The following is a 26,842-nucleotide window of genomic DNA, read 5'->3' as shown; positions in this document are numbered from 1 at the left end:
AGCTTCCTCGAGCGCAGGGACAAGGAGGCCCCTCATGGCGAACTCACCCTCAGGAGATTCGGTCCTGGACCGAGTCATGCGCATGCTGACCGCCCTGGAAGCCGAACCCGAGCTGTCGCCGAACGGCCTGGCGCGCGAGACAGGCCTGCCCAAGTCCACCGCCTACCGACTCATCGACGACCTCACCCGCAGGGGCATGCTGGAGCGCGGCCCCGAGGGGCAGATCTCCCTCGGACAGCGACTCTGGGAGATGGCCCAGCGGACCCCGCTGGCGACCACGCTGCGCCGGACGGCGCTGCCGCATATGGAGGACCTCAACGGCGTCGTGCAGCACACGACGCAGCTGACCGTGCTGGACGGCCCCTCCGTCATGGTCGTCGAGCAGCTCTCCCGCACGGGAGCGGCGGAGAACACCGCCGAGGTGGCCGGCCGCATGCCTGTGCACCTGACCTCGATGGGCCATGCGATCCTCGCCTTCTCCGCGCCGACGGTGGTCGACGAGCTGCTCAGTCGGCGGGGCGGACGGATCGCCGCCGAGCGGCCGACGTTCCGCGCCGAGCTGGCCGAGGCGCGCCGCCGGGGATACGCCCAGCTCTCCCCCGTGGTCGACCGGCGCACCACGGACATCTCAGCGCCGGTGCTGGACGAGCAGGGGCGCGCCCTGGCCGCCCTCACTGTGGTCGCCCCCGCCGGTGCGATGAACCCGCGACACCACCTGGCGGCGCTGACGATGGCCGCCCGAGCCCTCTCCGCCGACCTGAATCGTCAGAAGCGGCCCGCAGACCGCGGACCACAGGGTGCCGCGGAGCCGGTCGCGGCCTAGTCACACCGCCTCGGACCGTGGGGCATCGGCCATCGGCGGGACCGAGGCGGCCCCGGCCGGATCCCGGCGACGCCGCCCGACGCCGCCGAACTCCCCCGCACCGCCCCAGGACGAGCTACCAGCCAATGGGACTCGACACCACGAGGACTGCCGCCCGGGCCTAGTGTGATACCAGACACACCGGAGCTCCGCAGGCGGGGAGCACCGGCAGCCGCCGACGCCGCGGGCTCGCCCGGAGTCGTCAGCACGACCCGACGGCGCGGAGTCGGAGCAGCTCCCGGAGGCACGGCGAGCACCGACCTGCTCCACCTCCGACTCCGCCCACGCGCCACTCGCCCACCGCCGAAGGAGAGTTCCCCGATGACACGCTCCACTCTGCCATCACTGACAGCCTTGTCTATCTTCGGAAGCCTGACACTTGTGCTCAGCTCGTGCGGCTCCGGAGGGGACGGCCAGGACGACGGAGGCTCTGCGCCGGGAGACGGCGGCGAGCTCACGCCGATCGAAGTCGGCGTCCTGCCGATCGTGGACAACGCCGCGATCTACCTCGGCCAGGAGGAGGGCTTCTTCGAGGACGAGGGCCTCGACCTCACCCTCACCCAGGCCCAGGGCGGCGCGGCGCTGCTGCCGGCCGTGGTCGGCGGCGAGATGAACTTCGGCTTCAGCAATGTCACCTCGCTGGTCATCGCCGAATCCCGAGGCCTCGACGTCGAGATCCTCGCCGGAGGCAGCGGCACCACCGGAGACGCGGACGAGGACTTCGCCGCCGTCGTCGCCCCGGACGGCTCCGACATCACCGAGATCACAGACCTGGAAGGGGCCAGCATCGCGGTGAACACGCTGAGCAACATCTCGGACTCCACCATCAGCGAGGCGGTGGAACAGTCCGGCGGCGATCCCTCCACGCTGGACTACGTGGAGATGCCGTTCCCGGATATGGCCGGCGCGCTGAGCAGCGGAGACGTCGACGCCGCCGCGGCCGTGGAGCCGTTCCAGACGCTGATCCTCGACGACGGCGGCCGGGCGATCTTCTCGAACTATGCCTACCCGGTGGAGGACCTCACCGTGGCCACCTATTTCACCTCCGCGGACTACCTCGACGCCAACCCCGAGGTCGTGGACGCCTTCAGCCGGGCGATGGCCGAGTCCCAGCGCCACGCCGACGAGAACCCGGACGCCGTGCGAGAGATCCTGCCGACCTACACCGACCTGGACGAGGGCGTCATCGACCAGCTGACCCTCTCGCGCTACCCGGCGGCGGTGAACCGGGACTCCCTGCAGGAGATCAACGAGATCTCCGCGAAGACCGGAGTCATCGACGAGGAGATCGACCTGGACGAGCTGTTCAGCGAGCACACCATCACCGAGTAGCACTGCGCTCGACTGTCGATGCATCGCACCTGACACAGGAGAGGGGCCTTCACCATGGCACGAGCACCACATGGAATCGCACTGACATGCGCCGCGGCGCTGCTGCTCAGCGGCTGCTCCGGCTCGGCGGAGGACGACGGCGACGCCGGATCCGGCGAGGACGACGACCTGGTCGAGGTCACGCTGGGCGTGCTGTCCATCGCGCCGTCGGCGGCCGTGCAGTACGGCCTCGACGAGGGGATCTTCGCCGAGCACGGCCTGGACGTGACGCTGACGCCCGGACAGGGCGCCGCGGCCATGCTGCCGACGGTCCAGGCCGGAGACATGGACTTCGCCGTGGGCAATGCGCTCTCCGTGCTGGTCGCCGTCGACCAGGGGCTGGACATGCGCATTCTGTCCGGCTATTCGCATTCGTACGCGGAGGGCGACGACATCAACGGCGTCGTCGTCCGGGCGGAGGACGATCTGGACTCCTGGAGCGACCTGGAGGAGCAGAGCGTGGCCGTCAACGTGCTCAACGGCCAGGGCGACCTGACCATCATGGAAGCAGTCTCCCAGGACGGCGGCGACCCCCGGGCGATCGACCTCACCGAGGTGAACTTCCCGGACATGGAGGCCCAGCTGGAGCGGGGCAACATCGACGCCGCCTGGCTCCCCGAGCCGTTCCTGAGCCAGTCGCTGGCGCAGGACGAGTTCGAGCTGCTGGGCGAGCCCAACCAGGAGGTCATCCCCGGCCTGCCGACGATGATCTCGTTCACCTCGGGACGCTACGCCACGGAGAACCCGGAGGCGGTGGACCAGTTCCAGGCCGCGATGGACGAGACGCTCTCCGCCGCAGAGGAGGACCCGCAGGGCACCGCCTCCGCGCTGGCGAGCTTCCTGGACATGCCCGAGGAGGCCGCCGCCGAGATCCGCATGGAGGAGTACGACAGCGACCCGCGCGTCGAGCAGCTGTCCACGATGGTGGACCTCATGGTCGAGTACGACTTCATCGACGAGCCCGTCGACCTGGACGAGGTGGTCGTGGAGTGACGAGGAGGCTTATCGGCGCCCGGACCCGCAGTGCGGCGGCGAACCCTCGTCCGGCCGGCTCTCGACGGATCTCGCGCCGCGGACGGCGAGGCGATTCACCATCCGCACGACTGTTCGCATTTTCCTATCCAATGGGCCATGATGCGCATCACTCCTCGGACTGTTCCATCATGGCACCAGACCGAGGAGCGACGAGTCCCCATGGCCACCATGTGCGGACCGAGGAGGAGACGTGACGCGTGGAGCCCGGGGAAGGCCGCGCAGCGGGGACCCTGCGTGGCGAGCGCCGCTGCTGGGGCTCGCCGGCATCGCCGGCTCTCTGCTCATCTGGGAGCTGCTGCCCCGCGCGGGCGTGATCGACGGCAGGTACCTGCCCCCGGCCAGCGAGGTGATCGCCGCGGCGATCGGCAATCTCGGCTCGAGCACCTTCTGGTCCGACGTGTACGACACGATGCTCGCCTGGGCCGTCGGGCTGAGCCTGGCCGCGCTGGCGGCGACGGCGACCGGCCTGCTGGTCGGGATGAGCCCGTTCCTGCGCCGCTATACGCACTCGACCATCGAGTTCCTGCGCCCCATCCCCTCGGTGGCGCTGATCCCGCTGGCCGTGCTGCTGTTCGGCATCGGCATCGAGTCCGCCCTCATGCTGATCATCTACGCCTGCTTCTGGCAGGTCCTCATCCAGGTGCTCTACGGGGTCGCCGATGTGGACACGGTGGCGATGAACACCGCCCGCTCCTACGGGTTCAGCCCCCTGCAGCGCGTGCGGGACGTGGTCCTTCCGACAGTGCTGCCGTACTTCATGACCGGGATCCGGCTCGCGGCGGCGGTGGCGCTGATCCTGGCGATCACCGCCGGACTCGTCATCGGCTCGCCGGGGCTCGGCAGCGCCATCAGCCGAGCTCAGCAGGGCGGGGCCATTACCGGGATGTACGCGCTGATCCTGGCCACCGGCATCCTGGGCGTGCTCATCAACCTGGCCGCCAGATGGGTGGAGCGCCGGGCGCTGTCCTGGCACACCTCGGTCCGGGCGGAGCTGGCCGCATGAGCATCGCCCGACGCCTCCTCTCCACCGCCCTGGCGCTCTTCGCGCTGCCCGTCCTGCTGCTGGCCGTCTGGTGGGGCTACACCCTGGGCGGCAGCAGCTTCTTCGTCCCGGAACCGGTGCAGCTGGCCGACACCTTCGTCGACACCTGGATCACCGGCGAGCGGCTGACCGAGGACGTGCTGCCCAGCCTGCAGCGTCTGGTGCTGGGGCTCTTCCTGGCCATCGTGCTCGGCGTGCTGCTGGGACTGCTCGTCGGACTGAACAAGACCGCCCGCTCGCTGACCGAACCGGTCTTCGAGTTCTTCCGCGCGCTGCCGCCGCCGGTCCTCATCCCCGTACTGATGCTGACCATCGGCGTGGGCACCGAGATGCAGGTCGCCGTCATCGTCTCCGGCTGCCTCTGGCCGGTGCTGCTGAACACCATCGAAGGCGTGCGCGGCGTCGACCCGGTGCAGAGCGAGACGTCGCGGGCCTACGGCATCACCGGCTTCAGCCGGATCCGCCACCAGCTCCTCCCCGGAGCCGCCCCGCCGATCATGGCCGGGGTCCGACAGACCCTCTCCATCGGCCTGATCCTGATGGTCATCTCGGAGATGTTCGCCACCTCGTCCGGGCTGGGCTTCACGATCGTCCAATTCCAGCGGTCCTTCGCGATCCCCGAGATGTGGTCCGGCATCGTCGTCCTCGGCATCATCGGCGTCGCCCTGTCCTTCATCTTCCAGTTCGTCGAACGCCGAGTCCTCCGCTGGTACCACGGTTTGAAAGAGGTGGAGAATGCAGCCTGATCCGGAAGACGCCTCCCCCGCCGCCACGAGCGGCCCGGCCGGCGCCACCCTGCCCGACGAGGAGGCGCTGCTGCGCGTCCGCGGCCTGCAGAAGATCTATCCCGCCGATGCGGGACCCGTCGAGGCCATCCGCGACCTGACCTTCGACCTCGGGCGCGGCGAGCTGACCTGCCTGGTCGGCCCCTCAGGATCCGGGAAGACGACGCTGTTGAAATGCATCGCCGGACTGATGAGCACCAGCGACGGCGACGTGGCCCTCGGCGGGAAGACCATCACCGGACCGCCGAAGAACATGGCCGTGGTGTTCCAGGAGTACGGCCGGTCGCTGTTCCCCTGGCTGCGCGTGGGCGCCAATGTGGAGCTGCCGCTGAAGAACGCCGGGACCCCCAGGGCACGGCGCAAGGAGCTCGTCGACGAGGCGCTCGAGGCCGTGGGGCTGGAGCACGTGCACAAGTCCTACCCCTGGCAGCTCTCGGGCGGCATGCAGCAGCGTGTGGCCATCGCCCGGGCGATCGCCTACCAGCCCGAAGTGCTGCTGATGGACGAGCCCTTCGCCGCCGTCGATGCGCAGACGCGCGCCGACCTCGAGGACCTCATCCGCTCAGTGTGGAAGAAGCTCGGCGTGACGATCCTGTTCGTCACCCATGACATCGACGAGTCGGTCTACCTGGGGCAGCGGGTGATCATGCTGTCCTCCTCCCCGACGGTCATCCAGGACGACATCGCGATCGACCTGCCGGCGGAGCGCACCCAGCTGGAGACGCGCTCCGATCCGCGCTTCACCGAGCTGCGACACCACGTCTACGAACAGATCCAGCAGGCGAAGCAGGGATTCCGTCCCCGCGGAGCCTGACCCTATGGAAGGAGCATCCATGTCAGCTCAGCACCTTCAGGACGTCCTCGACCAGGCCGACGACACGGTCACCCTCCTGCGGAACTCGCAGATCGGCGCCTACATCTACCCGGTGGTGCCTGCGGAGTTCTCCAACTGGCGCCACGAGCAGCAGGCCTGGCGCACCACCGCCGTGCTGTTCGACCAGACTCATCACATGGACAACCTGTTCATCACCGGCCCGGACGCGCTGCAGCTGATCTCGGACACCGCGGTGAACTCCGTCGCCAATTTCGAGGTCGACAAGGCCAAGCAGTACGTGCCGACCACCCCTGCCGGCCATGTGATCGGCGACGGCATCGTCTTCCGCGAAGCCGAGCAGCGGATCGTCTACGTCGGTCGGTCGCCGGCCGCGAACTGGCTGCAGTACCACGCCGAGACCGGCGGCTATGACGTCGAGGTCGAGGTGGACCGACGGTCGCCGTCGCACCCCATGGGCCGGCCGGTCTCGCGCACGTACTGGAGGTTCCAGATCCAGGGGCCGAACGCCTGGCAGGTCATCGAGAAGCTGCACGGCGCGCCACTGGAGAAGCTGAAGTTCTTCACCATGTCCACGATGACCATCGGCGGCAAGCAGGTCCGCACGCTGCGCCATGGCATGGCCGGAGCCCCGGGCCTGGAGATCTGGGGCCCCTATGAGGACTACTTCGAGATCCGCGACACCATCCTGGAGGCCGGCGAGGAGTTCGGCATGGTGCCGGTGGGCTCGCGGACCTATTCGTCCAACACCATCGAGTCCGGCTGGATCCCCTCGCCGCTGCCGGCCATCTACACCGGCGAGGAGCTGCGCGGGTACCGGGAGTGGCTGGGCGCCGACAGCTACGAGGCGGTCAACGCGCTGGCCGGCAGCTTCGTCGGCGAGTCCATCGAGGACTACTACCTGACCCCCTGGGACCTGGGCTACGGCGGCTTCATCAAATTCGACCATGACTTCATCGGTCGCGCGGCGCTGGAGAAGATGGACCCCGGCGCCCAGCGGCGGAAGGTGACCCTGGCCTGGAACGCCGAGGACGTGAAGAAGATCTGGGGCTCGCTGGTGGACCGCGAGGGCCCGCAGTACAAATACTTCGACCTGCCGATGGCGCAGTACGGCTCGTCGAACTACGACGCCGTGCTGGACGCCGACGGCACCACGATCGGCTTCTCCATGTTCACCGGCTACACCTCCAACGACCGCACGGTGATCTCGCTGGCCACAGTGGACGCCGATGTGCCCGAGGGCGCCGAGGTCACCGTGGTCTGGGGCGAGCCCGACGGCGGCACCTCCAAGCCGACGGTCGAGCCGCATGAACAGACCACCGTCCGGGCCGTGGTCAGTCCGGTGCCCTACTCCGAGGTGGCTCGCACGGAGTACGCGGGCGGATGGCGCACGGCCCGGACCTGAGACGCTCCCGCCGCACCGCCTGCCGTGCCCCGGTCTGCTGACGTCCGGGGCACGGTCGTGCGGGACCCGGTCCTGCGGCGCCCGGCCGTGCAGCCGCCGACCGGTCCCGATCGCTGGGACGGCCGGTCGGCGGCGCCGCCGCGCCGACTACTCTGGCCCCATGGAGCAGCCGGGGCCCCGTGGACCGTCGCAGCTGATGCTGCTCGCCACGATCCTGGTGGTCGCCGCCAACCTGCGCCCGGCCATCACTGTGGTGGGCCCGCTGATCGAGCGCATCGGGGACGACACCGGGATGGACCCGGCGATGCTCGGCGTGCTCGGTGCCGCTCCGGTCTTCACGTTCGCCGCCGTCTCCCCCTTCGTCCACCATCTCGGCCGCCGCGTGGGGAGGGACCGGGCGATATTCCTGGCCCTGCTGACGCTCACCGTCGGCACGCTGCTGCGCGCCGTGGAGGTGATCCCCTCCGCGCTGTTCCTGGGCACTGTGCTGCTGGCCGGCTCCATCGGAGTCATCAATGTGCTGGTGCCGATCCTCGTGAAGCAGGACTTCCCCGACCGGGTCCCGATGATGACGGCGGCGTACACTGCGGCGCTGACCGCCGCGGCCGCAGCCGCCTCCGGCACGGCGGTGCCGCTGGCCGATGCTCTCGGCTGGCAGGCGGCCCTGGCCGGCACCGGGCTGCTGGCGCTGCTCGGCGCCGGACTGTGGAGCATCCGGCTGTCGCGCCGTCGTGGGTCGAGCGCGCCCCGCGCCTCCGAACGTGTCCCTGCGGCCGCGGGCGAGGAGCGCAGCGTGTGGACCTCCGCGCTGGCCTGGCAGGTCACGCTCTTCTTCGGCCTGCAGTCGTCGATCTTCTACTTCTTCCTGACCTGGATGGCGTCCATCCACACCGCCCAGGGCTTCAGCGAGCGGGCCGGCGGATACGGGGTGGCGGCCTTCCAGGCCGTCGGCATCGTCGCGACGCTCGTCGTCGGCAGGATCATGCAGCGCCGGGACGACCATCGGCTGGTGGCCGTGGGCCTGGGCCTCGCCATGGCGACCGGCGTGGCGGGGATGATCGTCCTGCCTCCGCTGATGCCGGTCTGGGCCGTGGTCTGCGGACTGGCCTCCACCGCCACGCTGATGCTCTCGCTGACCATGGTCTCGCTGCGCGCCGGCAGCGCGGCCCAGGCCACCCGGCTCTCCGGCATGGCCCAAGGGGTGGGCTACCTCATCGGCGGCGTGCTCCCGGTGCTCGCCGGCCAGCTGTTCGAGAGCACCGGATCCTGGGAGCCGCCGCTGTACGCGGCCCTGGTCGTCATCGGGATCTACACCGGCCTGGGGTATGTCTGCGGGCGCGACGTCCGGATCCCGCCGGCGCGGCCGACCTCAGCTCACCGGTAGAAGCGGGTGAGGAACGTCGCCACCACGGCGGGCCGCTCCTGCCCCTCGATCTCGATGGACGCCTCGGCGACGAGATGCAGCCCGTCGCCGGCGACCTCCTTCGCCTCGCTGACGGCGACCGTCATCCGGACCCGCGAGCCGACGACCACCGGATTGGTGAAGCGCACCTTGTCCAACCCGTAGTTGACCTTGGTGCTCACCCCGGTGACGTCGAGCAGCTCCGTCCACATCGGGATCAGCAGCGACAGCGTCAGGAAGCCGTGGGCGATCGGGGCGCCGAACGGTCCGTCCTGGGCGCGCTCGGAATCGACATGGATCCACTGATGATCGTCGGTCGCCGCGGCGAAGGTGTTCACCTGCTCCTGGGTGATCTCCCGCCAGGGGGTCGGCCCCAGCGTGGAGCCCACCAGCGACGGCACCTCCTCGAAGCTGACGACGGTCGGAGCGGCGCCGGCCTCGGAACTGTGGTTCTGGGATTCGTCCATGGTTTCTCTCCTCGTCTCGTGCCTCGGTGTCAGGCGAACGCGCCGACCCCCGTCGCCGCCCGCCCCACGACCAGGGCGTTGATCTCGTGGGTGCCCTCGTAGGTGTAGACCGCTTCGGCGTCGGCGTGGAACCGCGCGACATCGTGATCCAGCACGATGCCGTTGCCGCCGACGACCTCCCGGGCCAGCGCCACGGTCTCGCGCATGGTGCGACATACGGTCATCTTCGCCAGCGCGGAGTCCTCGTCCCGGTACTGCCCGTCCTCCTGCCGGTCGGCCAGCGCCGTGGTCATCGTCAGCGAGGAGGTCAGATTCCCGAGCATGCGCGCGAGCTTCTCCTGGACGAGCTGGAATCCGCCCAGCGTCCGTCCGAACTGCTCGCGCGAGCGCACGTAGCGGCGAGCCGCCTCGTAGGCGCCGGCCTGGACTCCGGCGGCGATCCAGGCGACGTCGGCACGCAGGCGGCCCAGCATGACGGCCACGTCGCCGAAGGACTCGACGGCCCCCAGCCGTCGGGACTCGGGCACGCGGACCCCGTCGAGGACGACGTCGGCGTTCTGCATCATGCGCAGCGACGTCTTGCCGCCGATCGTCGTGACCTGCAGCCCCGCCGCGCCGCGGTCGACGAGGAACCCCTTGACCTCGCCGTCGGAGACGTCGCGGGCGAAGACCGCCAGCACCTCGGCAGTGTCCGCGCCGCCGATCCACCGTTTGGCCCCCTCGAGCACCCAGGTGTCGCCCTCGCGGCGCGCCGTCGTCGCCAGCCCTTTCGCGATGTCCGAGCCGTGGTCCGGCTCGGTCAGGCAGAAGACGCCCCGCGTCCGCCAGCTGGTGATCTCCGGATCCCAGGCGGCGGCCTGCTCCGTCGTGCCGCCCAGCCGACAGGCCGTGCGGAACAGCCCGGCCTGCGCATTGAAGAACGTCGCCAGCGAGGCGTCGGTGCGGGCGAGCTCGAAGGTGCGGAACCCCTCATAGAGGCGCCGCGCCGGCGCACCGTCGAATTCCGGCGGGGCGATGAGGTCGGCGTCGATCAGCCGCGGCACCAGCTCATGCGGGAAGGTCCCGGCCTCCCAGTGCCGGGCGAGCAGCGGCTGAGCATGCTCGTCGAGCACGCCGCGCAGTCGATGCAGCGGGCCGCGCTCCTGGTCGGTGAGTCGGTTCTCCAGGGCGAGCGGATCGCAGAACGGATACAGCCGGTCCTCGGTGCTCTCCTCCATCAGCTCAACCCGTCCCCTCGGCGAGCCCGAGCAGCCGCGCGGCGTTGTGCTTGACGATCTTGGACCGGGCCTCCGCGTCGATCTCCAGCTGGTCGAAGGCCCCGAACCACTTCTCCGGACTGATCAGCGGATAGTCGGTGCCGAAGAGCACCCGATCCTGCAGCCTCCGGCCGGCGGCGCGCACCAGCTGCGGCGGAAAGTACTTCGGCGACCATCCGGAGAGGTCGATCCACACGTTCGTCTTATGCGCGGCGATCGACAGCGCCTCGTCCTGCCACGGCACGGAGGGGTGCGCCATGATGATCTGCAGCTCCGGGAACTCCGCGGCCACAGAGTCCAGCAGCATGGGGTTGGACCATCCGAGCTTGATGCCGAACCCGCCGGGGAGCCCGGCCCCGATGCCGTTCTGCCCGGTGTGGAACAGCGCCGGCACCCCCATCTCCTGCAGGGCGGCGTAGAGCGGCCGATGCGCGGGGTCCGACGGGTCGAAGGCCTGGACCGAGGGGTGGAATTTGAAGCCGCGGACACCGTGCTCCTCGACGAGCCGTCGGGCTCGGGCCACCGCCTCCGCGCCCTGGTGGGGGTCCACCGAGCCGAACGGGATGAGCACGTCCCGGTGCCGCGCCGCGCCTGCGGCGATCTCCTCGATGGAGTTGGGCGGGTGCCCCAGCGCCGTCGTCGCGTCGACGGTGAACACGACGGCGGCCATGCGCCGTTCACGGTACCGTTCGGCGATCGTGTCCAGCGTCGGCGAGCGCTCCTCGGCGGCGAAGTAGGCCCCGGAGGCTTCGGTCAGCGCCGCGGGCAGGGACGGATGCCCGTCGTCGGAGCACTCGATGTGCACGTGCATGTCGATCGCCTCGAGGGCGTCGACGTCGACAGCGGGTTCATAGCGCACGGCGGCCTCCTCTGCCTCGTCCAGCGTCGTCTGCCTCGTCTGCCGCGTCCGGCCGACGTCCGTCAGGACGCATCCTGCGACTGGAGCTCCTCGGGAAGCGGCGGCAGCGTCTCGCCCACCGGCTGCCGATGCTCGGCGATCAGCGCGGGGAGCCGCCGCGCGACGGCCTCGCGCGTCCAGCCGCCGTCCTCGTATTCGGTCGCCACCGGCTGGGGATGGCTGAAGATCTGCAGCCGGTCGCCGCCGACGCCGATCACCTGGCCGCTGATGTCGGAGGCCTCGTCGGAGGCCAGGTGGGCGACGACGCCGGAGACGTCGGCGGCGCTGCCGAAGCCCAGATCCCGGCGGAAGAAGGCCGGGACCGGCTCGCCGGCACGCTCGGCCTCGACGGCGGCGCGGAAGTAGGGGACGGTCTCGGTCATCGCCGTCGCGGCCACCGGCACCACGGTGTTGACGGTGACTCCGGCCCGCGCCATCTCCTGGGCCCAGGTGCGGACCATGCCGACGATGCCGGCCTTGGCCGCGGCGTAGTTGGTCTGTCCGAAGGTGCCGTACTGGCCGGTCGGGGATCCGATGGTGATGATCCGTCCGGCGACGCCGTTCTCCTTGAAGTGGCGGAAGGCCTCGCGCACGCAGACGAAGGTGCCGCGCAGGTGCACGCCGATCACGGCGTCGAAATCCTCGTCGGTCATCTTCAGCAGCGACCGGTCGCGCAGGATGCCGGCGTTGGTCACCAGGATGTCCAGACGGCCGAAGGCCTCGACGGCCCCCTCGACCAGGGCGGTCGCCGTCTCCGTGGAGCCCACCGGCGCGACGACGGCGCTGGCCCGGCCGCCGTCCTCGACGATCGAGTCGACGGCGGCGTCGGCGGCCTGCTGGTCGACGTCGTTGATGACCACCGCCGCTCCCTGCCGAGCCAGCTCGCGGGCATAGGAGAGGCCGAGCCCCTGACCGGATCCGGTGACGACGGCGACTCTGCCCTCCAGGGGCGTCCGGGCTGCGGAAGTCATGGTGCTCCACCTCTCGTCGACGACAGCTGAGGCACGACGGCGCCCCTCAGCGAGCTATCTCATTCCATTAGAACGACATCCGTTGAATACGTCAATCGTTAAGTTCTGTCATAATATGGGGCGGCGCAGGATGACCGGACGATCGCCCGAGGAAGGACCCGCATGACCTCTCCGAGCACCCCGGACGGCGAGCCGTCGACAGCAGGGAGCCCGCTGACCGACGAGCCGCTGTTCCTCATGGCTCGCGCGTCCTCGCTGGGCTCGGCGGCCGCGAACAAGAAGCTCGCCCGCCTGGAGCTGAAAGTGCGCCAGTACTCGGTGCTGGCTCTGGCCTGCAGCGACCCGGCACCGACCCAGACCGAGGTGAGCAGCTTCCTCGTCCTGGACCCCAGCCAGGTGGTGGGCATCGTCGACGGCCTCGAACAGCGCGGCGCCGTCGAGCGCCGCCCCGGTGCGCACGACCGGCGCTCGAAGACCATCCGCGCGACCGACGACGGACGGCGCCTCTTCGCCGAGGCCCGGAATCTGCTGAGCGAGTCGACGGCAGATTCTCTCGCCGCACTGACGGCGGAGGAGCAGGACCAGCTCAACGAGCTGCTGCGTCGCATCACGCTCTGACCACGCCCCGCGAGGCGCCGGGCACCGGTCACTCCGAGGGGCGCCGACCGACGAGCTGGCTCTTGCGCAGCTTGCCGGAGGCTGTGCGGGGGAGATCCTCGACGAGCGTCACGTGCCGCGGGATCTTGTATCGGGCCAGCCGCCCGTCGAGGAAGCTCATCACCTCCTGCTCCGAGATGGACCGCCCCTCGGCGGCGACGATGTAGGCATGCGGCACGTCGCCCCACCGGTCGTCCGGCACGCCGACCACGGCGACCGAGGACACCGCCGGATGCTCGATGAGCGTCGACTCCACCTCGGCCGGGTAGACGTTCTCCCCGCCCGAGACGAACATGTCCTTCAGCCGGTCCGTGACGTAGAGGAACCCGTCCTCGTCACGATGTCCCACATCGCCGGTGTGGAACCATCCGTCGCGGAAGGCCGATCCGCCGTCGGGGCGATTCCAGTAGTCGCTGATCACCTGCGGGCCGGAGACCAGGATCTCCCCCGTCTCCCCCGGCCCCAGATCCTCACCGAGCGGGTCGACGATGCGCACCTCGGTGAAGAAATGCGGCAGCCCGGAGGAGCCGGCCTTCTCCCGGGTCCGCTCCGGCGGACTCATCGTCACGCCCGGAGAGGCTTCGGTCATCCCATAGTTCATCGTGAAGGCCAGGCCGCGGGACTCATAGGCGTCGAGCACAGTGTGCGGGATGGCCGAGCCGCCGCAGCTCATCCGACGCAGCGAGCTCAGGTCCCGGCGCTCCCAGTCATCATGCTCCATGAGCATCTGGAACGTCGTGGGGACTCCCGCGAGGCTGGTGACGCGCTCCCGCTCGATGAGCTCCAGCGCACGACCAGGGTCGAACCGGGCCTCCACCACCAGCGCCGCCCCCTTCAGCACCGCCGGGAGCACGCCCATGCCCAGCGAGGCGACGTGGAACATCGGCGAGATCATGAGACAGACGTCGTCGCCGCGCACATCGGAGTCGACGAGCGCGTTGATGCAGTTCCACGTCAGGTTCCGATGCGTCAGCCGGGCCCCTTTGGGCCGGCCGGTGGTCCCCGAGGTGTAGAGGATCATGGCCGTCTCGTCCTCGGCGACGGCGACGTCCTCGTGCCAGGGCTCGAGGCCCTCGAGGCGCTCGGCGAGCCCCGGCGCCGCATCCGTCGCCCTAGACTTCCCGGGCTGCCCGACGGCCCGGCGGGACACCGCCCCGGTCGGGCAGGACTCCGCGGCCAGTGCCTCCAGGGTCTGATCATGGATGAGCAGCCGCGCCCCGGAATCGTCGAGCTGGAAGGCGACCTCCGGCGCGGCGAGCCGAGTGTTGAGCGGCACGAGGACGCCGCCGACCAGCCAGACGGCGAAGATGGTGCGGAGGAACTCGACGCTGTTCTCCCCCAGGAAGGCGACGCGATCTCCGGGGCCGACCCCTTCCTCGTGCAGCGCGGTCGCCTCACGAGCCGTCTGCTCGGCCAGTTCGCGCCAGGTCAGACGGCGCTCCCCGTCGATCACCGCGAGGTGCTGCCCCGATCGCTCCGCCCGGCGGAGCATCCAGGGGCCCAGTCCCTGGTTGCGCATGCGACGCCCCTATGTGTCATCCATCGTCAATCATTGCGTTTCTCCATGATTGCTTGCGACACAGACAGTACGTGACGCGCCTCACACAGTCCAGGGGTCGTCTCGGGATGCGCGAAAGGGCGAGGGGCTCAGGCGGCCTGCACGTCGACGACGACGACGGTGACGTTGTCCCGCCCGCCGCCGCGCAGCGCCTGGTGGATCAGCCAGTCCACCGTGTCCTGGGCCGAGCGCCCGGCGGCGAGGATCCGGGCGATCTCCGCGTCGGAGACCTCGCCGGTGAGTCCGTCGGAACAGACCAGCAGCCGCTGGCCGGCCTCCACCGGCATGGCGGTGAACTCCCCGCTGAAGGCCTCGCCGGCGCCCAGCGCCCGGGTGATCACGTTGCGATTGGGGTGGTTGGGCATCTCCGCGGCGGTGATCATGCCCGACTCGTACATCTCCTGGACCTGCGAGTGGTCCCGGGTGAGCTGACGCAGCCGCCCGTCGGCCAGCAGGTAGGTCCGCGAGTCACCGATGTTGAAGACCAGCCACTCCCGCCGCCCCTCGAATTCGGCGACCACCGCTCCGGTCAGCGTCGTGCCGGCCTTCGAGTCCGTCTCCCGCCGGATGCGGGCGTCGGCTTCGTGCAGCGCCTCGCGCATCGCGGCGTCGTCGATCCGCCCGCGAGCACGCTCCCAACCCTCGGCCAGCACCTGGACGGCGAGCGAGGAGGCGACCTCGCCGGCCTCGTGGCCGCCCATGCCGTCGGCGACGGCGAAGAGCTCGTCGGTGACCACGGAGGAATCCTCGTTCAGCTCCCGTCGCAGCCCGACGTGCGAGCCGTACCCATAGTCGAGCGTCAGCTCGGCTCGGGGACGGGACTGCTGCTCATCGCTCATGCTCGCCCCTTCTTGCTGGCGTGGAGGTGGGAGTTCGCGCGGTGTGCGCTGAAGCACTCCCCCATCATGTCACGGTCGAGTCACGCCCGGCAGAGGTCGACTGTTCGTCCTTGCTCGTCCTCGCTCGTCATCGCCCGACCGGAGGCCGATCAGCCGCCGTCGAGCACGATGCCGGTGCCGCCGGAGCGCAGCAGCATATGCGGGGTGACCTCCCCGAAGCCGCGGACCATCCGCGGCGGCTGCGGGACCATCAGGTAGTCGTCGTCGGGCTCCAGCGCCCGGGCCGTCACCGAGTCGACCAGCACCGTGCCAGGATCCGCCAGCGCGGTCAGCCGGGCCGCCAGGTTCACCGTCGGCCCGTAGATGTCGCCCATCCGGGAGAGCACCCGCCCCCAGACCACCGAGACCCGCGCCTGGGGCAGCACGTCGTCGGCGGCGATCGTCTCGGCCAGCGCCAGGGCGATCTCCGCGCCGGCCTCCGGGGTCTCGGCGTTGTAGAGCACCTCGTCGCCGACGGTCTTGACCAGTCGGCCGCCGCCGATGGAGATGATCTCGGCGCATTTGGACTCGAAACGCTGCACGGTCTGCGCCAGCGTCCGCTCGCTCATCGTCCGCGACAACGAGGTGTAGGAGACCAGGTCGGCGAAGCCGACCGCCCGGGCCAGCGGCAGCGGCGAGTCGTCCTCAGAGCCGTCGCGGCCGCGGGCGGTCGCCGCGAGCCCGGACTCCACGCGCACTGTCAGCCGCTGCAGCGCCGCCGAGAGCTGGCGTCGCCAGGCATAGCCCATCAGCCGCTGGATCGGCTCGATCAGCTCCGGCAGCGTCTCGACCACCTGACTGCGCGCCGTGGCGTCGGAGAGCTGCTCGTTGGCGATCTTGTCCTCGACCAGCGCCTCGATCTGCCAGACCACCATCCGGTCGGTCATCTGGCCGATCGAGCGGGTCAGCGAGATCGCCGTCTCCTCGTTGAGGTGTCCCTCGCGGACCAGGTCGATCATCGTCGCCAGCGCCTCGACGTCCGTATGCGTGAAGGCTTTGACGTCGTCGTCGAGGTTCGGGAAGCCCAGCGCGCGCCAGAGCTTCCGCGCCGAATGGGTGGACACGCCCATCTCACGGGCCATCTGCCGATAGGTCAGCGTCCGTTCGGCGCCGAGCAGCCGGCGTTCGAGGTCGCGGATCCGCGCATGCCAGGAGCGCTGCTCCAGCGTCGGGATCGGGATCGCGGCGGTCTCCGGGGCCCGGTCGGCGTCGTCGTCAGAGGCGTCCCCGTCGGAGCCGCCGGCCGCCGATTCCTCGCCGGCGGGCTGCGCGGCACTCTCCTCCGCGCCTTCCTCGGCGGGCTCCTCGACGGGCTCCTCCGCCGCCTCCTCAGGCGTGTCGGCGTCGACCGGGTCGAGCAGGCTGTGCGCGCCCGGGTCCTCCGGAGTGGCCGCGGCCGGGGCGGCGTCGCGACGGCGCGGCGGCCGCGGCAGCGCGATCTCGCCGGTGCCCAGGCTCGGTCCGCCGGGCGACCCGGCGGGCCGGCTGCGCGGCGAGGGGAAGTCCGACCAGTCCTCGCGGGCGGCGGCCAGCTGCTCGGGGGCATAGCCTCCGGACCCCTCCCAGGGGCCCGGGACCTCGCCGGTCTCGCCGGCCAGGTACTCGGGCGCCCGGTCGCCGGCGCCCGAGGGCATGCGCGCCGGGTCGTCCGCCGAGGCGTCGACGGAATCGGAGCTGGTTCCCGGGCTGGAGTCAGACATTCAGGCTCCCTCGATCGGTGGTCACCGCGGCCTCTCGGGCGCGGCGGGCGTGCTGCGCGGCGGCCGCCCGGCGATAGGCGCCCAGCTCCTCGGCCAGCACAGTGTGGAGATGCTCGGCGTCGGGCATGTCGGCCAGCACAGTGCGCTGCTGCTGCCCGTAGGCCCCGTGGTGGAGCACCAGGTCGCCGGCGCCGCTCATCGCCTGCAGGCGGGTCTGCTTCAGCTGCGCCTCGGCGAGCAGCCCCAGCGGCACGATCACCGGCTGCGGGGCGCCGAGCAGGTTCTTCCGCACCACCCGCAGATCGGTCAGCCAGGTGACGCGGTTGGCCCAGGCCAGCACCGGGCGCAGCGTGCCGAAGACCAGCGTCAGCGCCCCGGCGCCGACGACCAGCGTCGAGAGCACATGGCTGTAGTGGCGGATCACCTCCGGCTGCGAGCCGCGGGAGACGTACCCCAGCAGGAAGCTCATCAGCGCCACCGTGACCAGCAGGGTCAGCAGAGCAGGCAGCAGCGTGCGCCGGTGGGCGCGCGTGCGCACGACGACCTGCTCGCCGTCGACCAGTCTGAGCCTCATCGCGGTCTCCGACCTCCCGATCGCCGTCCTCCCCTGAGTACCGGTCCAGTCTACCCGGCGGCCCCCGGAGGCTCCTCGGCCGGCCGCAGATGGACCACGTCGCCGGCGTTGAAGCTCGTCGGCCGCGCCGCGTGCTCGCGCCAGGGCTCCTCGGCGGAGGAGCGCTCGGCGTCGACGACGACCTCCAGCGCGCCGTCGTCGGCCACTCCGACCGCCTCGCCGCGGCGGGCGGAGCCGTCGGGCAGCTCGATGCGCACGCGGCGGCCGACGGTCTCCATCGCCTCGACGACGGCGCGGCCGACCGGCGAGTCGCGCACTTCGCCGCGGCGGCAGGACTCCAGCGTGGTCAGGTGCCCGACGAACCGGGCCAGGAACTGGATCAGCAGATCGGCGCGCAGGTCGGCGCGGGCGGGGTCGTCGCCGGGCAGCAGGCCGACGTCGGCGGCGGCGCCGGCCCGCCGGCGCTCGAGCACCAGCGAGGTCGACCCCTCGACCGGCAGCTGGTCCTCCTCCTGGAGCACGTTGATCCCCGTGCCGAGGATCACCGTCGGCACCGTCGGCCCGGAGGAGCCCGAGGAGCCGGAGGCGGCGCCCGCGGCGGCGCTCCCCGGGGCGAGCGCGGCGAGGATGCCGCAGATCTTGCGGCCGCCGACGAGGACGTCGTTCGGCCACTTCAGCCGGGCCGGCACGCCGTGCTCCTCGACGAGCGCCTCGACCAGGGCCAGACCGGCGACCAGCGAGATCCACGGCATGGCGTCGGCGTCCAGCCGGGGGCGCAGCACCAGCGAGGCCGACAGCGAGGTGTGCGGCGGCGAGGACCAGCCGCGCGCCATCCGGCCGCGGCCGCCGGTCTGCTCCTCGGCGACGAGCAGGCTCAGATGCGGGCGGCGGCGGGCGAAGTCCGGCTCGCCGGCCTCGCGCTGCAGCGCGGCGTTGGTGGAGTCGATGCTCTCGACATGGTCGAGGTCGGCCAGGATGCCGGGGGCGACCAGCGAGCGGCGGAGCAGCTCCACGTCGAGCGGGCGCCGGAGCGGATCGTTCGGTCTGTCGGCCATGAGGTCCTCCTGGTGACTCCGGGACAGCGGCGGGGCGCGCGACCCGCGGCCGCCGGCCCTCCCGCCTCAGGCGTCGAGCGCCGCGGGGAGGAAGGCGTCGCCGATGAGCTCGCGCCCCTCCTCCACAGCGTATCCCCGCAGGTCGGCGACGCCGGAAGACTCCAGGACCTGCTCGTCGACCAGGAACTCCCCGCGGGGCTCGCCGACGGCGCCGGTGAGCACCGCCCGGGCGGCGTCGGCGACGATCTGCGGCCGCCGCGCCGAGCGGATCAGCTCCTCGCCGCCGGGCATGGCCCGCACGGCGGCGGTGTCGATCAGCGTCGCCGGCCAGAGCGAGTTGACCAGCACGCCGTCGTCGGCCAGCTCGCGGGACAGGCCGAGCGTCGTCATCGACATCCCGTACTTGGCCATCGTGTAGCCCAGATGGCGGCCGAACCACTCCGGCTCCAGGCGCCCCTCCGCATCGGTCAGCGGCGGCGAGAGGGTGAGGATCTGCGGCCGCCACGAGGAGTCCGTCTCCGCCCCGTCCGCGGCGGCCGCTCGCGCGGAGGCGCGCAGATGCGGCATCGCCGCCTGCGAGAGCCGGAAGGTGCCCCGGACGTTGATGTCGTGCATCAGGTCCCAGCGCTTCATGCTCAGCGACTCCGTCGGCGAGAGGTCGATGGCCGAGGCGTTGTTGACCACGACGTCGACGCCGCCGAAGGCCTCCACGGCGGCGGCGACGGCGCGGTCGACGTCCTCGTCGGAGCGCAGGTCGCCGACGACGGCCAGCCCCCGGCCGCCGGCGGCCTCGACGTCGTCGACGGCGCTGTGCACAGTGCCCGGCAGCGTGGCATGCGGCGCGTCGGTCTTGGCCAGCAGCACCAGATTCGCGCCCTGTGCGGCGAGCGCGACGGCGATGGCATGGCCGATGCCGCGACTGCCGCCGGACATCAGCACCGTGCGTCCGGAGAGCTCGCGCGGGCCCACCGGCGGGGCGTGGCGGGGGCGGGTGCTCGGCTGTTCACTCATGCCTGCAGTCTACTCACCGGTAACCGCAGAATATAACCCGCATCACACCGGCACGTCGACACACCGGGCGGCGTTGTAGATTTCCTACAGCCGGACGCCGCTGACAGCGGGCTAGACTGACGTGCGGATTGTAGAGTTCCTCCGAGACGAGAAAAGGTCAGCTCCCCACCGATGACTTCTTCGCCCCGCTCCGACTCCGGCGCCGGCCCCGGCGCGCGCTCCGCGACCGGCGGCGCGGAGGAGCTCGACCTGGACACCACCGCCGGCAAGCTCGCCGCCTTCCGCCGCCGCCGCGACCAGACGCTGGCCCCGACCGGCGAGGCCGCGATCGAGAAGCAGCATGAGCGCGGCAAGCACACCGCCCGCGAGCGCCTCGAGATGCTGCTCGATCCCGACTCCTTCGTCGAGCTCGACGCGCTGGCGGTGCACCGCTCCACCTCCTTCGGCATGGAGAAGCGCAAGCCCCTCGGCGACGGGCTGGTCTCCGGCTACGGCACCGTCGACGGCCGGCTCGTCGCGGTCTACGCCCAGGACTTCACCGTCTTCGGCGGCTCGCTCTCCCAGGTCAACGGCGAGAAGATCGTCAAGGTCCAGGAGTTCGCCGCGCGCAACGGCTGCCCGGTGATCGGCATCAACGACGGCGGCGGCGCCCGCATCCAGGAGGGCGTGGCCTCGCTGGCGATGTTCGCCGACATCTTCCGGAACAACGTCCACTCCTCCGGGGTGGTCCCGCAGATCTCGCTGATCATGGGTCCGGCCGCCGGCGGCGCGGCCTACTCCCCGGCGCTGAACGACTTCGTGATCATGGTCGACCAGACCAGCCACATGTTCATCACCGGCCCCGACGTCATCAAGTCGGTCACCGGCGAGGACGTGGACATGGAGACCCTCGGCGGCGCCCGCTCGCACAACGAGACCACCGGCACCGCCTCCTACCTCGCCGCCGACGAGGAGGACGCCCTCGAGTTCACCAAGGAGCTGCTGGAGTTCCTGCCGCTGAACAACCTCGCCGAGCCGCCGGTGGAGCCCCACGAGGAGCGGGTGAAGATCGAGACCGAGGACGAGGCGCTGAACACGCTGATCCCCGACTCGGCGAACCAGCCCTACGACATGCGCGCAGTGATCGAGCAGACGCTCGACGACGGCCACTTCCTCGAGCTGCAGGCGCTCTACGCGCCCAACGTGCTCATCGGCCTGGGCCGGGTCGAGGGCCGCACCGTCGGCGTCGTCGCCAACCAGCCCTCGCAGCTGGCCGGCACGCTCGACATCGCCGCGTCCGAGAAGGCCGCGCGCTTCGTCCGGTTCTGCGACGCCTTCAACATCCCGATCCTGACCTTCGTCGACGTGCCGGGCTTCCTGCCGGGCACCGAGCAGGAGTTCGGCGGCATCATCCGGCGCGGGGCCAAGCTGCTCTACGCCTACGCCGAGGCCACCGTCCCGAAGATCACCGTGATCACCCGCAAGGCCTTCGGCGGCGCCTACATCGTGATGGGCTCGAAAACCCTCGGCGCGGACGTGAACCTGGCCTGGCCCACTGCGCAGATCGGCGTGATGGGCGCCGACGGCGCGGTGAACATCCTGCACCGCCGCGAGCTGGCCTCCGTCGGCAAGGAGGGCGGCGACGTCGAGGCGCGCCGGGCGGAGCTGGTCGACGAGTACGAGAAGGAGCTGCTCACCCCGTACCAGGCCGCCGAGCTGGGCTACATCGACGCGGTGATCGAACCCGCCGAGACCCGCTGGCAGATCACCCAGGCCCTGCGGGCGACGTTCCACAAGCGCGAGGCGCTGCCGGCGAAGAAGCACGGCAACATCCCGCTGTGAGCCGGCCCCGGCAGGAAGGACGACGTTCATGACTTCGACGAGCGCCCCCGGCTCCGGGGACTCGACGGACGCCGGCGCCGCAGCGGCCGAGACTGAGACTGAGACTGAGGAGGCTCCGCTGCTGCGGATCGACGGCACGCCGCTGACCGAGGAGGAGCAGGCCGCCGTCGCCGCCGTCGTCGGCCGGCTGGCCGGCGCCGAGCCGGCGGTCGGGACCGACCACGGCCGCGCCGGCCCCCGCGACCGCACGCTGGAGCGCCGCCGCCGGCTGGGCCTGTGGCCGCGGCCCGGCACCGACTCCTGGCTGCAGGCGGGAGGGCTGCGATGAACCCGCGACTGATCCTGGGCTCGGCCTCCCCCGGCCGCGCCGAAGTGCTGACCCGCGCCGGCCTCGACTTCGCGGTGCGCGTGTCCTCCGTGGACGAGGACGCCGCCGTCGAGGCCGCCCGAGCCGCCGGCGAGGAGGTCACCCCGGCGCGCATGGCCGCGCTGCTGGCGCAGGCCAAGGCCGAGGCGGTGGCCCGTGCCGTCGCCGAGGAGGACCGGGGCTCGGACGAGGACCTGCTGGTGCTGGGCTGCGACTCGGTCTTCGAGCTCGACGGCATCGCCTACGGCAAACCGCACGAGCCCGAGGTCGCGATCAGCCGCTGGCGGGAGATGCGCGGCCGCACCGGCACGCTGCACTCCGGCCACCGCCTGGTGCGGCTGCGCGACGGCGCGACGGCGGAGCGGACGGTCTCCACGCAGGTGCGCTTCGGCGCGCCGAGCGAGGAGCTGATCCGCGCCTACGCGCACTCCGGCGAGCCGCTGGGCTGCGCGGGGGCCTTCACCATCGACGGTCGCGGCGCGGCCTTCATCGACGGGGTCGACGGCGACCCCCAGTCGGTGATCGGCGTCTCGCCGCGGGCGCTGGGCGGGCTGCTCGCCGAGCTGGACATCGACATCACGACTCTGTGGACCCACGACCGCTGATCAGGAGCATCCCACGACCATGACTGACTTCTCCAAGGTGCTGATCGCCAACCGCGGCGAGATCGCCGTGCGGGTGATCCGCGCGGCCCGCGACGAGGGGCTGGCCACTGTGGCCGTCTACGCGGACCCGGACCGCGAGGCGATGCACGTGACCATGGCCGACGAGGCCTACGCGCTCGGCGGGGCGACGGCGGCCGACAGCTACCTGGTCATCGACAAGATCCTCGAGGCCGCCCGCGCCACCGGCGCCGATGCGGTCCACCCCGGCTACGGCTTCCTCTCCGAGAACGCCGACTTCGCCCGGGCGGTCGCCGAGGCGGGTCTGACCTGGATCGGACCGTCGCCGGCGGCCATCGAGACGCTCGGCGACAAGGTCTCGGCGCGACAGCTGGCCGAGAAGGTCGGCGCCCCGCTGGCGCCGGGCACCAAGGAGCCGGTCTCCTCGGCCAAGGAGGTCGTGAAGTTCGCGGACAAGCAGGGACTGCCGATCGCCATCAAGGCCGCCTACGGCGGCGGCGGGCGCGGCATCAAGGTCGCCCGCTCCCGCGACGAGATCGTCGAGCTCTACGAGTCCGCCGTGCGTGAGGCGGTCACCGCCTTCGGCCGCGGCGAGTGCTTCATCGAGCGGTTCCTCGACGCGCCCCGGCACGTGGAGACCCAGTGCCTGGCCGACGCCCACGGCGACGTCGTCGTCGTCTCCACCCGCGACTGCTCGCTGCAGCGGCGGAACCAGAAGCTCGTCGAGGAGGCCCCGGCGCCGTTCCTGAGCCGGCAGCAGACCCGGCAGCTCTACCGGGCCTCGAAGGCGCTGCTGAAGGAGGCCGGCTACGTCGGCGCCGGCACCTGCGAGTTCCTCGTCGGCCAGGACGGGACCATCAGCTTCCTGGAGGTCAACACCCGACTGCAGGTCGAGCACCCGGTCTCCGAGGAGGTCACCGGCCTGGACCTGGTCCGCGAGCAGTTCCGCATCGCCCGCGGCGAGCGGCTGGGCTACGACGACCCCGAGGTCCGCGGCCACTCCTTCGAGTTCCGCATCAACGGCGAGGACGCCGGCCGCGGCTTCATGCCCGCTCCCGGCAAGCTCGAGCACTTCGGGCTGCCCACCGGCCCCGGCGTGCGCGTGGACTCCGGCGTCCGCTCCGGCGAGTCGATCTCCGGAGCCTTCGACTCGATGATCGCCAAGCTGATCGTCACCGGCGCGACCCGCGAGCAGGCGCTGCAGCGCTCGAAGCGCGCGCTGGCGGAGATGCAGGTCGAGGGCATGCCCTCCGTGCTGCCCTTCCACCGGGTCGTCGTCGAGGACCCGGCCTTCGCCCCCGAACTGCGCGCCGCCGCCGGGGCGAAGAAGAAGCCCGAGGCCTTCTCGGTGCACACCCGCTGGATCGAGACCGAGTTCGACAACACCATCGCCCCGCACCACGCCCCGGCGGCCCAGGCCGCCCCGGAGCCGGAGCGGCAGTCGGTGGTCATGGAGGTCAACGGCAAGCGCGTCGACGTCTCGCTGCCGGCCTCGCTGGCCGCCGGCAAGCTCGCCGCTGCCCCGGCGAAGAAGCGCCGGCGCCGGTCCCGCCGCTCCTCGGCGGCCGCCCCCTCGGGCGACTCGCTGACCTCGCCGATGCAGGGCACAGTGGTCAAGGTCCAGACCAAGGACGGCGCGACAGTCGCCGAAGGCGACCAGATCCTGGTGCTCGAGGCGATGAAGATGGAGCAGCCGCTGACCGCCCATAAGTCCGGCACGCTGAAGGGTCTGTCGGCGGAACCGGGCGCGACCCTCTCGGCCGGCGAGGTCGTGGCCACCATCGAGGGCTGAGGCGTCCCGCCCGGCGCTGCCGGTGCGATGACCCCGTGGAAAGTGTGGGAAAGCTCGATCGTTCCCACCCGTCCCACGGGGTCATCGTGCACCGGGCCCCGGTGAGGTGGAGGGATCGACCATTCCGCCGACGGAGTCCGCGCATTAGGGTGGCCTCAGGAGGCACGATCATGACTGGGAGCGCCCGCCGGCGGGAGCCGGAGCTGCTGATGGACGTCATCACCTCGCTGGACGGCTACGCCTCCGCGGAGGGATGGCCCGGCTGGTGGGGCCGCGAGGGCCCGGAGTACCTGCGCTGGCTGGACCACCAGCCGGAGAACTCCCACCGCCTGCTGATGGGGACGACCACCTATGAGGTGATGTCGGGGATGTCCCAGGCGGCCCGCGACGGCGACGCCGGCATGTCCGAGGAGGAGGCCGAGACGCTGGTCGCCCTCGACGACGCCGACAAGGTCGTCTGCTCGTCCTCGCTCGCCGAGCCGCTGAGCTGGCCGCACACCGAGCTGGTCCGCGACGACGCCGCCGCGGCGGTGGCACGGATGAAGGCCGAGGGGCAGTCGCTGCGCACCCTGGGCAGCCTGAGTCTCTGCCGCTCGCTGATGGCCGCCGGCGTCGTCGACCGGCTGCGGCTGGTGATCTTCCCGGTGATCACCGGCGCCTCCGGCCGCGAACGGATCTTCGAGGGCTTCGGCGACGTCGCGCTGACGATGCTCTCCAGCCGCCTCTTCGACGGCCGGCTGCAGATGGTGGAGTACGCCCCGACGCCGCTCCCCCAGTGATGACTCCGCGGAAGATGTGGGAATGCGGTCGTATTCCCACTCGTCCCGCCGAGTCATCGCCCGGTGGGCGGACCTGCGGACGCTCGATCTCAGCATGCGGAACCGGCTTGCTGATCCGCCCCGAGCAGGCCGACCCGGCCCTAGAGTGACGAGGTCATCCTGTCATCGCTGACCTGATCGAGGAGTCCTGTCCATGTCCAGCAGTCCGTCGCAGGGGTCGACGAGCGTCTCGACGGGCGCCGCCGAGGCCGCCCACGCCGAGATCCCCCGGCACCGCATCATCCTGGCGTCGCTCATCGGCACCACGATCGAGTTCTACGACTTCTACATCTACGCCACCGCGGCGGTGTCGATCTTCCCGCTGCTGTTCTTCCACGGCGACGACCCGGGGATGAACCTGCTGCTGTCCATGGCGACCTTCGGCGTCGCCTTCCTCGCCCGGCCGCTGGGCTCGGTGGTCTTCGGCCACTTCGGCGACATCGTCGGCCGCAAGGCCACTCTGGTCGGCGCGCTGCTGATCATGGGGCTGGCCACCTTCCTCATCGGCACGCTGCCCACCTATCACCAGATCGGGCTCTGGGCGCCGACGATGCTGACGATCCTGCGCTTCTGCCAGGGGCTGGGCCTGGGCGGCGAGTGGTCCGGCGCGGCGCTGCTGGCCAGCGAGACCGCCAAGCCCGGCAAGCGCGCCTCGGCGGCGATGTGGCCGCAGCTGGGCGCACCCTTCGGCTTCATCCTGGCCAACGGCCTCTTCCTGGTGCTCACCAGCTTCTTCGCCTACGACTCGACCTCGCCGTCGCTCGACGACCCGTTCGTCGTCTGGGGCTGGCGACTGCCGTTCCTGCTGTCGATCATCATGATCGGCGTCGGGCTCTACGTGCGGCTGCGCATCGAGGAGACTCCGGTCTTCGCCCGCGCGATGCAGAACGACGAGCGCGTCAAGGCGCCCATCGGCGAGGTCTTCGCCAAGGACTGGCGCCGGATCATCCTGGGCACCTTCATCATGCTGGCCACCTACGGGCTCTTCTACCTGATGACCACCTGGATCCTGTCCTACGCCATCGGCTCGGAGGAGGCCGGCGGGCTGCAGTACGGGTACCACTCGTTCCTGATCCTGCAGCTGATCTCGATCCTGTTCTTCGCCGCCTTCATCCCGGTCTCCGGCGCGCTGGCCGACAAGTTCGGCCGCCGGCCGATGCTGCTGGTGGTCACCGCGGCGATCATCGCCTTCGGCTTCACCTTCGGCTTCTGGCTGGCGCCGGCGTCGATGGGCACCGGCGAGGGCATGAACGTCGGGCTCATGCTGGTCTTCCTCTGCGTGGGCATGGCGCTGATGGGCCTGACCTTCGGGCCGATGTCGGCGGTGCTGCCGGAGCTCTTCCCGACCAACACCCGCTACACCGGATCCGGCGTGGCCTACAACGCCGCCTCCATCCTGGGCGCGGCGCTGACGCCCTTCGCCGCCTCCTGGCTGGTGCAGGTCCAGGGTGTGGACGCCGTCGGCTACTATCTGGCCCTGCTCGGCGCGCTGACCTTCGTCGCCCTCTGGCTGGCCCCGGAGACGAAGACCCGCTCGCTGTACACCTCCGCCGCGGAGTGACGTGAACCGAGTGATGTGAACGGAGACGACGACGGCGACGGCCCCGGCGCATCTGCCGGGACCGTCGCCGTCGTCGTTCCGCCCCGCGATGGCTCCGTGGG

25 protein-coding genes are annotated in these 26,842 nt (G+C 71.0%); 15 read left to right on the top strand and 10 right to left on the bottom strand.

What is annotated here, in order from left to right:
• The first annotated feature begins 34 nt into the window (after positions 1-34).
• The 8 genes from ABD652_RS07185 (at position 35) to ABD652_RS07150 (ending at position 8,716) form a co-directional block, all read left to right on the top strand.
• Entirely contained in the window at positions 35-823 is a 789-nt protein-coding gene (locus ABD652_RS07185) for an IclR family transcriptional regulator (RefSeq protein ID WP_344719719.1), read from the top strand.
• Positions 824-1,243: 420 nt separating this feature from the next.
• Positions 1,244-2,194, top strand: a complete 951-nt coding sequence (locus tag ABD652_RS07180) for an ABC transporter substrate-binding protein (protein WP_344719717.1) — start codon at positions 1,244-1,246, stop codon at positions 2,192-2,194.
• 54 nt (positions 2,195-2,248) lie between these two features.
• Positions 2,249-3,226 (top strand): ABC transporter substrate-binding protein, encoded by a 978-nt coding sequence (locus tag ABD652_RS07175; RefSeq protein WP_344719715.1) that lies wholly within the window; start codon positions 2,249-2,251, stop codon positions 3,224-3,226.
• Positions 3,227-3,458: 232 nt separating this feature from the next.
• Positions 3,459-4,271: an ABC transporter permease gene (locus ABD652_RS07170; protein WP_344719713.1), complete on the top strand. Its 813-nt coding sequence runs from the start codon at positions 3,459-3,461 to the stop codon at positions 4,269-4,271.
• Positions 4,268-5,056 (top strand): ABC transporter permease, encoded by a 789-nt coding sequence (locus ABD652_RS07165; RefSeq protein ID WP_344719711.1) that lies wholly within the window; start codon positions 4,268-4,270, stop codon positions 5,054-5,056. The genes ABD652_RS07170 and ABD652_RS07165 overlap by 4 nt, the downstream gene beginning before the upstream one ends.
• Positions 5,046-5,909, top strand: coding sequence for an ABC transporter ATP-binding protein (locus ABD652_RS07160; RefSeq protein WP_153142940.1), 864 nt, complete (start codon positions 5,046-5,048; stop codon positions 5,907-5,909). Before ABD652_RS07165 ends, ABD652_RS07160 begins: the two co-directional genes overlap by 11 nt.
• A 19-nt stretch (positions 5,910-5,928) precedes the next feature.
• Complete coding sequence (gene ligM, locus ABD652_RS07155) at positions 5,929-7,332, top strand: vanillate/3-O-methylgallate O-demethylase (protein WP_344719708.1); 1,404 nt, start codon at positions 5,929-5,931, stop codon at positions 7,330-7,332.
• 160 nt (positions 7,333-7,492) lie between these two features.
• Entirely contained in the window at positions 7,493-8,716 is a 1,224-nt protein-coding gene (locus ABD652_RS07150; protein ID WP_344719705.1) for an MFS transporter, read from the top strand.
• Here the strand turns inward: ABD652_RS07150 and ABD652_RS07145 are convergent.
• The 4 genes from ABD652_RS07145 to ABD652_RS07130 form a co-directional block, all read right to left on the bottom strand.
• On the bottom strand, positions 8,707-9,201 hold the full coding sequence (locus ABD652_RS07145; protein WP_344719703.1) for a MaoC family dehydratase: 495 nt from the start codon (positions 9,199-9,201) through the stop codon (positions 8,707-8,709). The genes ABD652_RS07150 and ABD652_RS07145 overlap by 10 nt on opposite strands.
• Positions 9,202-9,230: 29 nt before the next feature.
• Complete coding sequence (locus ABD652_RS07140) at positions 9,231-10,418, bottom strand: acyl-CoA dehydrogenase family protein (protein ID WP_344719701.1); 1,188 nt, start codon at positions 10,416-10,418, stop codon at positions 9,231-9,233.
• Between the two features lie 4 nt (positions 10,419-10,422).
• A complete protein-coding gene (locus ABD652_RS07135; RefSeq protein WP_344720452.1) occupies positions 10,423-11,268 on the bottom strand; it encodes an amidohydrolase family protein in 846 nt (281 codons plus the stop codon).
• Between the two features lie 110 nt (positions 11,269-11,378).
• On the bottom strand, positions 11,379-12,326 hold the full coding sequence (locus tag ABD652_RS07130) for an SDR family NAD(P)-dependent oxidoreductase (RefSeq protein WP_344719699.1): 948 nt from the start codon (positions 12,324-12,326) through the stop codon (positions 11,379-11,381).
• A 162-nt stretch (positions 12,327-12,488) separates the two neighbouring features.
• Between ABD652_RS07130 and ABD652_RS07125 the strand changes: the two genes are divergently transcribed.
• Complete coding sequence (locus ABD652_RS07125) at positions 12,489-12,944, top strand: MarR family winged helix-turn-helix transcriptional regulator (protein ID WP_344719697.1); 456 nt, start codon at positions 12,489-12,491, stop codon at positions 12,942-12,944.
• Positions 12,945-12,972: 28 nt separating this feature from the next.
• Here ABD652_RS07125 and menE read toward each other — a convergent pair whose 3' ends face one another.
• The 6 genes from menE to ABD652_RS07095 all read right to left on the bottom strand — a co-directional run bounded on the left by menE (position 12,973) and on the right by ABD652_RS07095 (position 19,759).
• The gene (menE, locus tag ABD652_RS07120; RefSeq protein ID WP_344719695.1) at positions 12,973-14,502 is read right to left on the bottom strand and encodes an o-succinylbenzoate--CoA ligase; all 1,530 of its coding nucleotides are present in this window, start codon (positions 14,500-14,502) and stop codon (positions 12,973-12,975) included.
• A 128-nt stretch (positions 14,503-14,630) separates the two neighbouring features.
• Complete coding sequence (locus ABD652_RS07115; protein WP_344719692.1) at positions 14,631-15,380, bottom strand: PP2C family protein-serine/threonine phosphatase; 750 nt, start codon at positions 15,378-15,380, stop codon at positions 14,631-14,633.
• Positions 15,381-15,529: 149 nt separating this feature from the next.
• Positions 15,530-17,119 (bottom strand): adenylate/guanylate cyclase domain-containing protein, encoded by a 1,590-nt coding sequence (locus ABD652_RS07110; protein WP_425574556.1) that lies wholly within the window; start codon positions 17,117-17,119, stop codon positions 15,530-15,532.
• Complete coding sequence (locus ABD652_RS07105; protein WP_344719689.1) at positions 17,112-17,693, bottom strand: hypothetical protein; 582 nt, start codon at positions 17,691-17,693, stop codon at positions 17,112-17,114. Before ABD652_RS07105 ends, ABD652_RS07110 begins: the two co-directional genes overlap by 8 nt.
• A gap of 50 nt (positions 17,694-17,743) precedes the next feature.
• Positions 17,744-18,748 (bottom strand): biotin--[acetyl-CoA-carboxylase] ligase, encoded by a 1,005-nt coding sequence (locus ABD652_RS07100; RefSeq protein WP_344719687.1) that lies wholly within the window; start codon positions 18,746-18,748, stop codon positions 17,744-17,746.
• Between the two features lie 66 nt (positions 18,749-18,814).
• Positions 18,815-19,759, bottom strand: coding sequence for an SDR family oxidoreductase (locus tag ABD652_RS07095; RefSeq protein ID WP_344719685.1), 945 nt, complete (start codon positions 19,757-19,759; stop codon positions 18,815-18,817).
• 171 nt (positions 19,760-19,930) lie between these two features.
• Here ABD652_RS07095 and ABD652_RS07090 point away from each other — a divergent pair, with 171 nt between their 5' ends.
• The 6 genes from ABD652_RS07090 (at position 19,931) to ABD652_RS07065 (ending at position 26,741) form a co-directional block, all read left to right on the top strand.
• On the top strand, positions 19,931-21,580 hold the full coding sequence (locus ABD652_RS07090) for an acyl-CoA carboxylase subunit beta (protein WP_344719683.1): 1,650 nt from the start codon (positions 19,931-19,933) through the stop codon (positions 21,578-21,580).
• Positions 21,581-21,608: 28 nt separating this feature from the next.
• A complete protein-coding gene (locus ABD652_RS07085; protein WP_344719681.1) occupies positions 21,609-21,908 on the top strand; it encodes a hypothetical protein in 300 nt (99 codons plus the stop codon).
• Positions 21,905-22,552, top strand: coding sequence for a Maf family protein (locus ABD652_RS07080; RefSeq protein ID WP_344719678.1), 648 nt, complete (start codon positions 21,905-21,907; stop codon positions 22,550-22,552). Before ABD652_RS07085 ends, ABD652_RS07080 begins: the two co-directional genes overlap by 4 nt.
• 19 nt (positions 22,553-22,571) lie before the next feature.
• Positions 22,572-24,362, top strand: a complete 1,791-nt coding sequence (locus ABD652_RS07075) for an acetyl/propionyl/methylcrotonyl-CoA carboxylase subunit alpha (protein ID WP_344719676.1) — start codon at positions 22,572-22,574, stop codon at positions 24,360-24,362.
• A 170-nt stretch (positions 24,363-24,532) separates the two neighbouring features.
• Positions 24,533-25,141: a dihydrofolate reductase family protein gene (locus ABD652_RS07070; RefSeq protein ID WP_344719673.1), complete on the top strand. Its 609-nt coding sequence runs from the start codon at positions 24,533-24,535 to the stop codon at positions 25,139-25,141.
• A 193-nt stretch (positions 25,142-25,334) separates the two neighbouring features.
• Positions 25,335-26,741 carry an MFS transporter gene (locus tag ABD652_RS07065; protein ID WP_344719671.1) on the top strand — a complete coding sequence of 469 codons (1,407 nt, stop codon included), beginning with the start codon at positions 25,335-25,337 and terminating at the stop codon, positions 26,739-26,741.
• The last annotated feature ends 101 nt before the right edge of the window (positions 26,742-26,842 follow it).

Origin of the sequence: Nesterenkonia halobia, from assembly GCF_039536005.1 — a bacterium.
GTDB lineage: Bacteria > Actinomycetota > Actinomycetes > Actinomycetales > Micrococcaceae > Nesterenkonia > Nesterenkonia halobia.
This window is presented reverse-complemented; position numbering and strand designations above follow the sequence as displayed.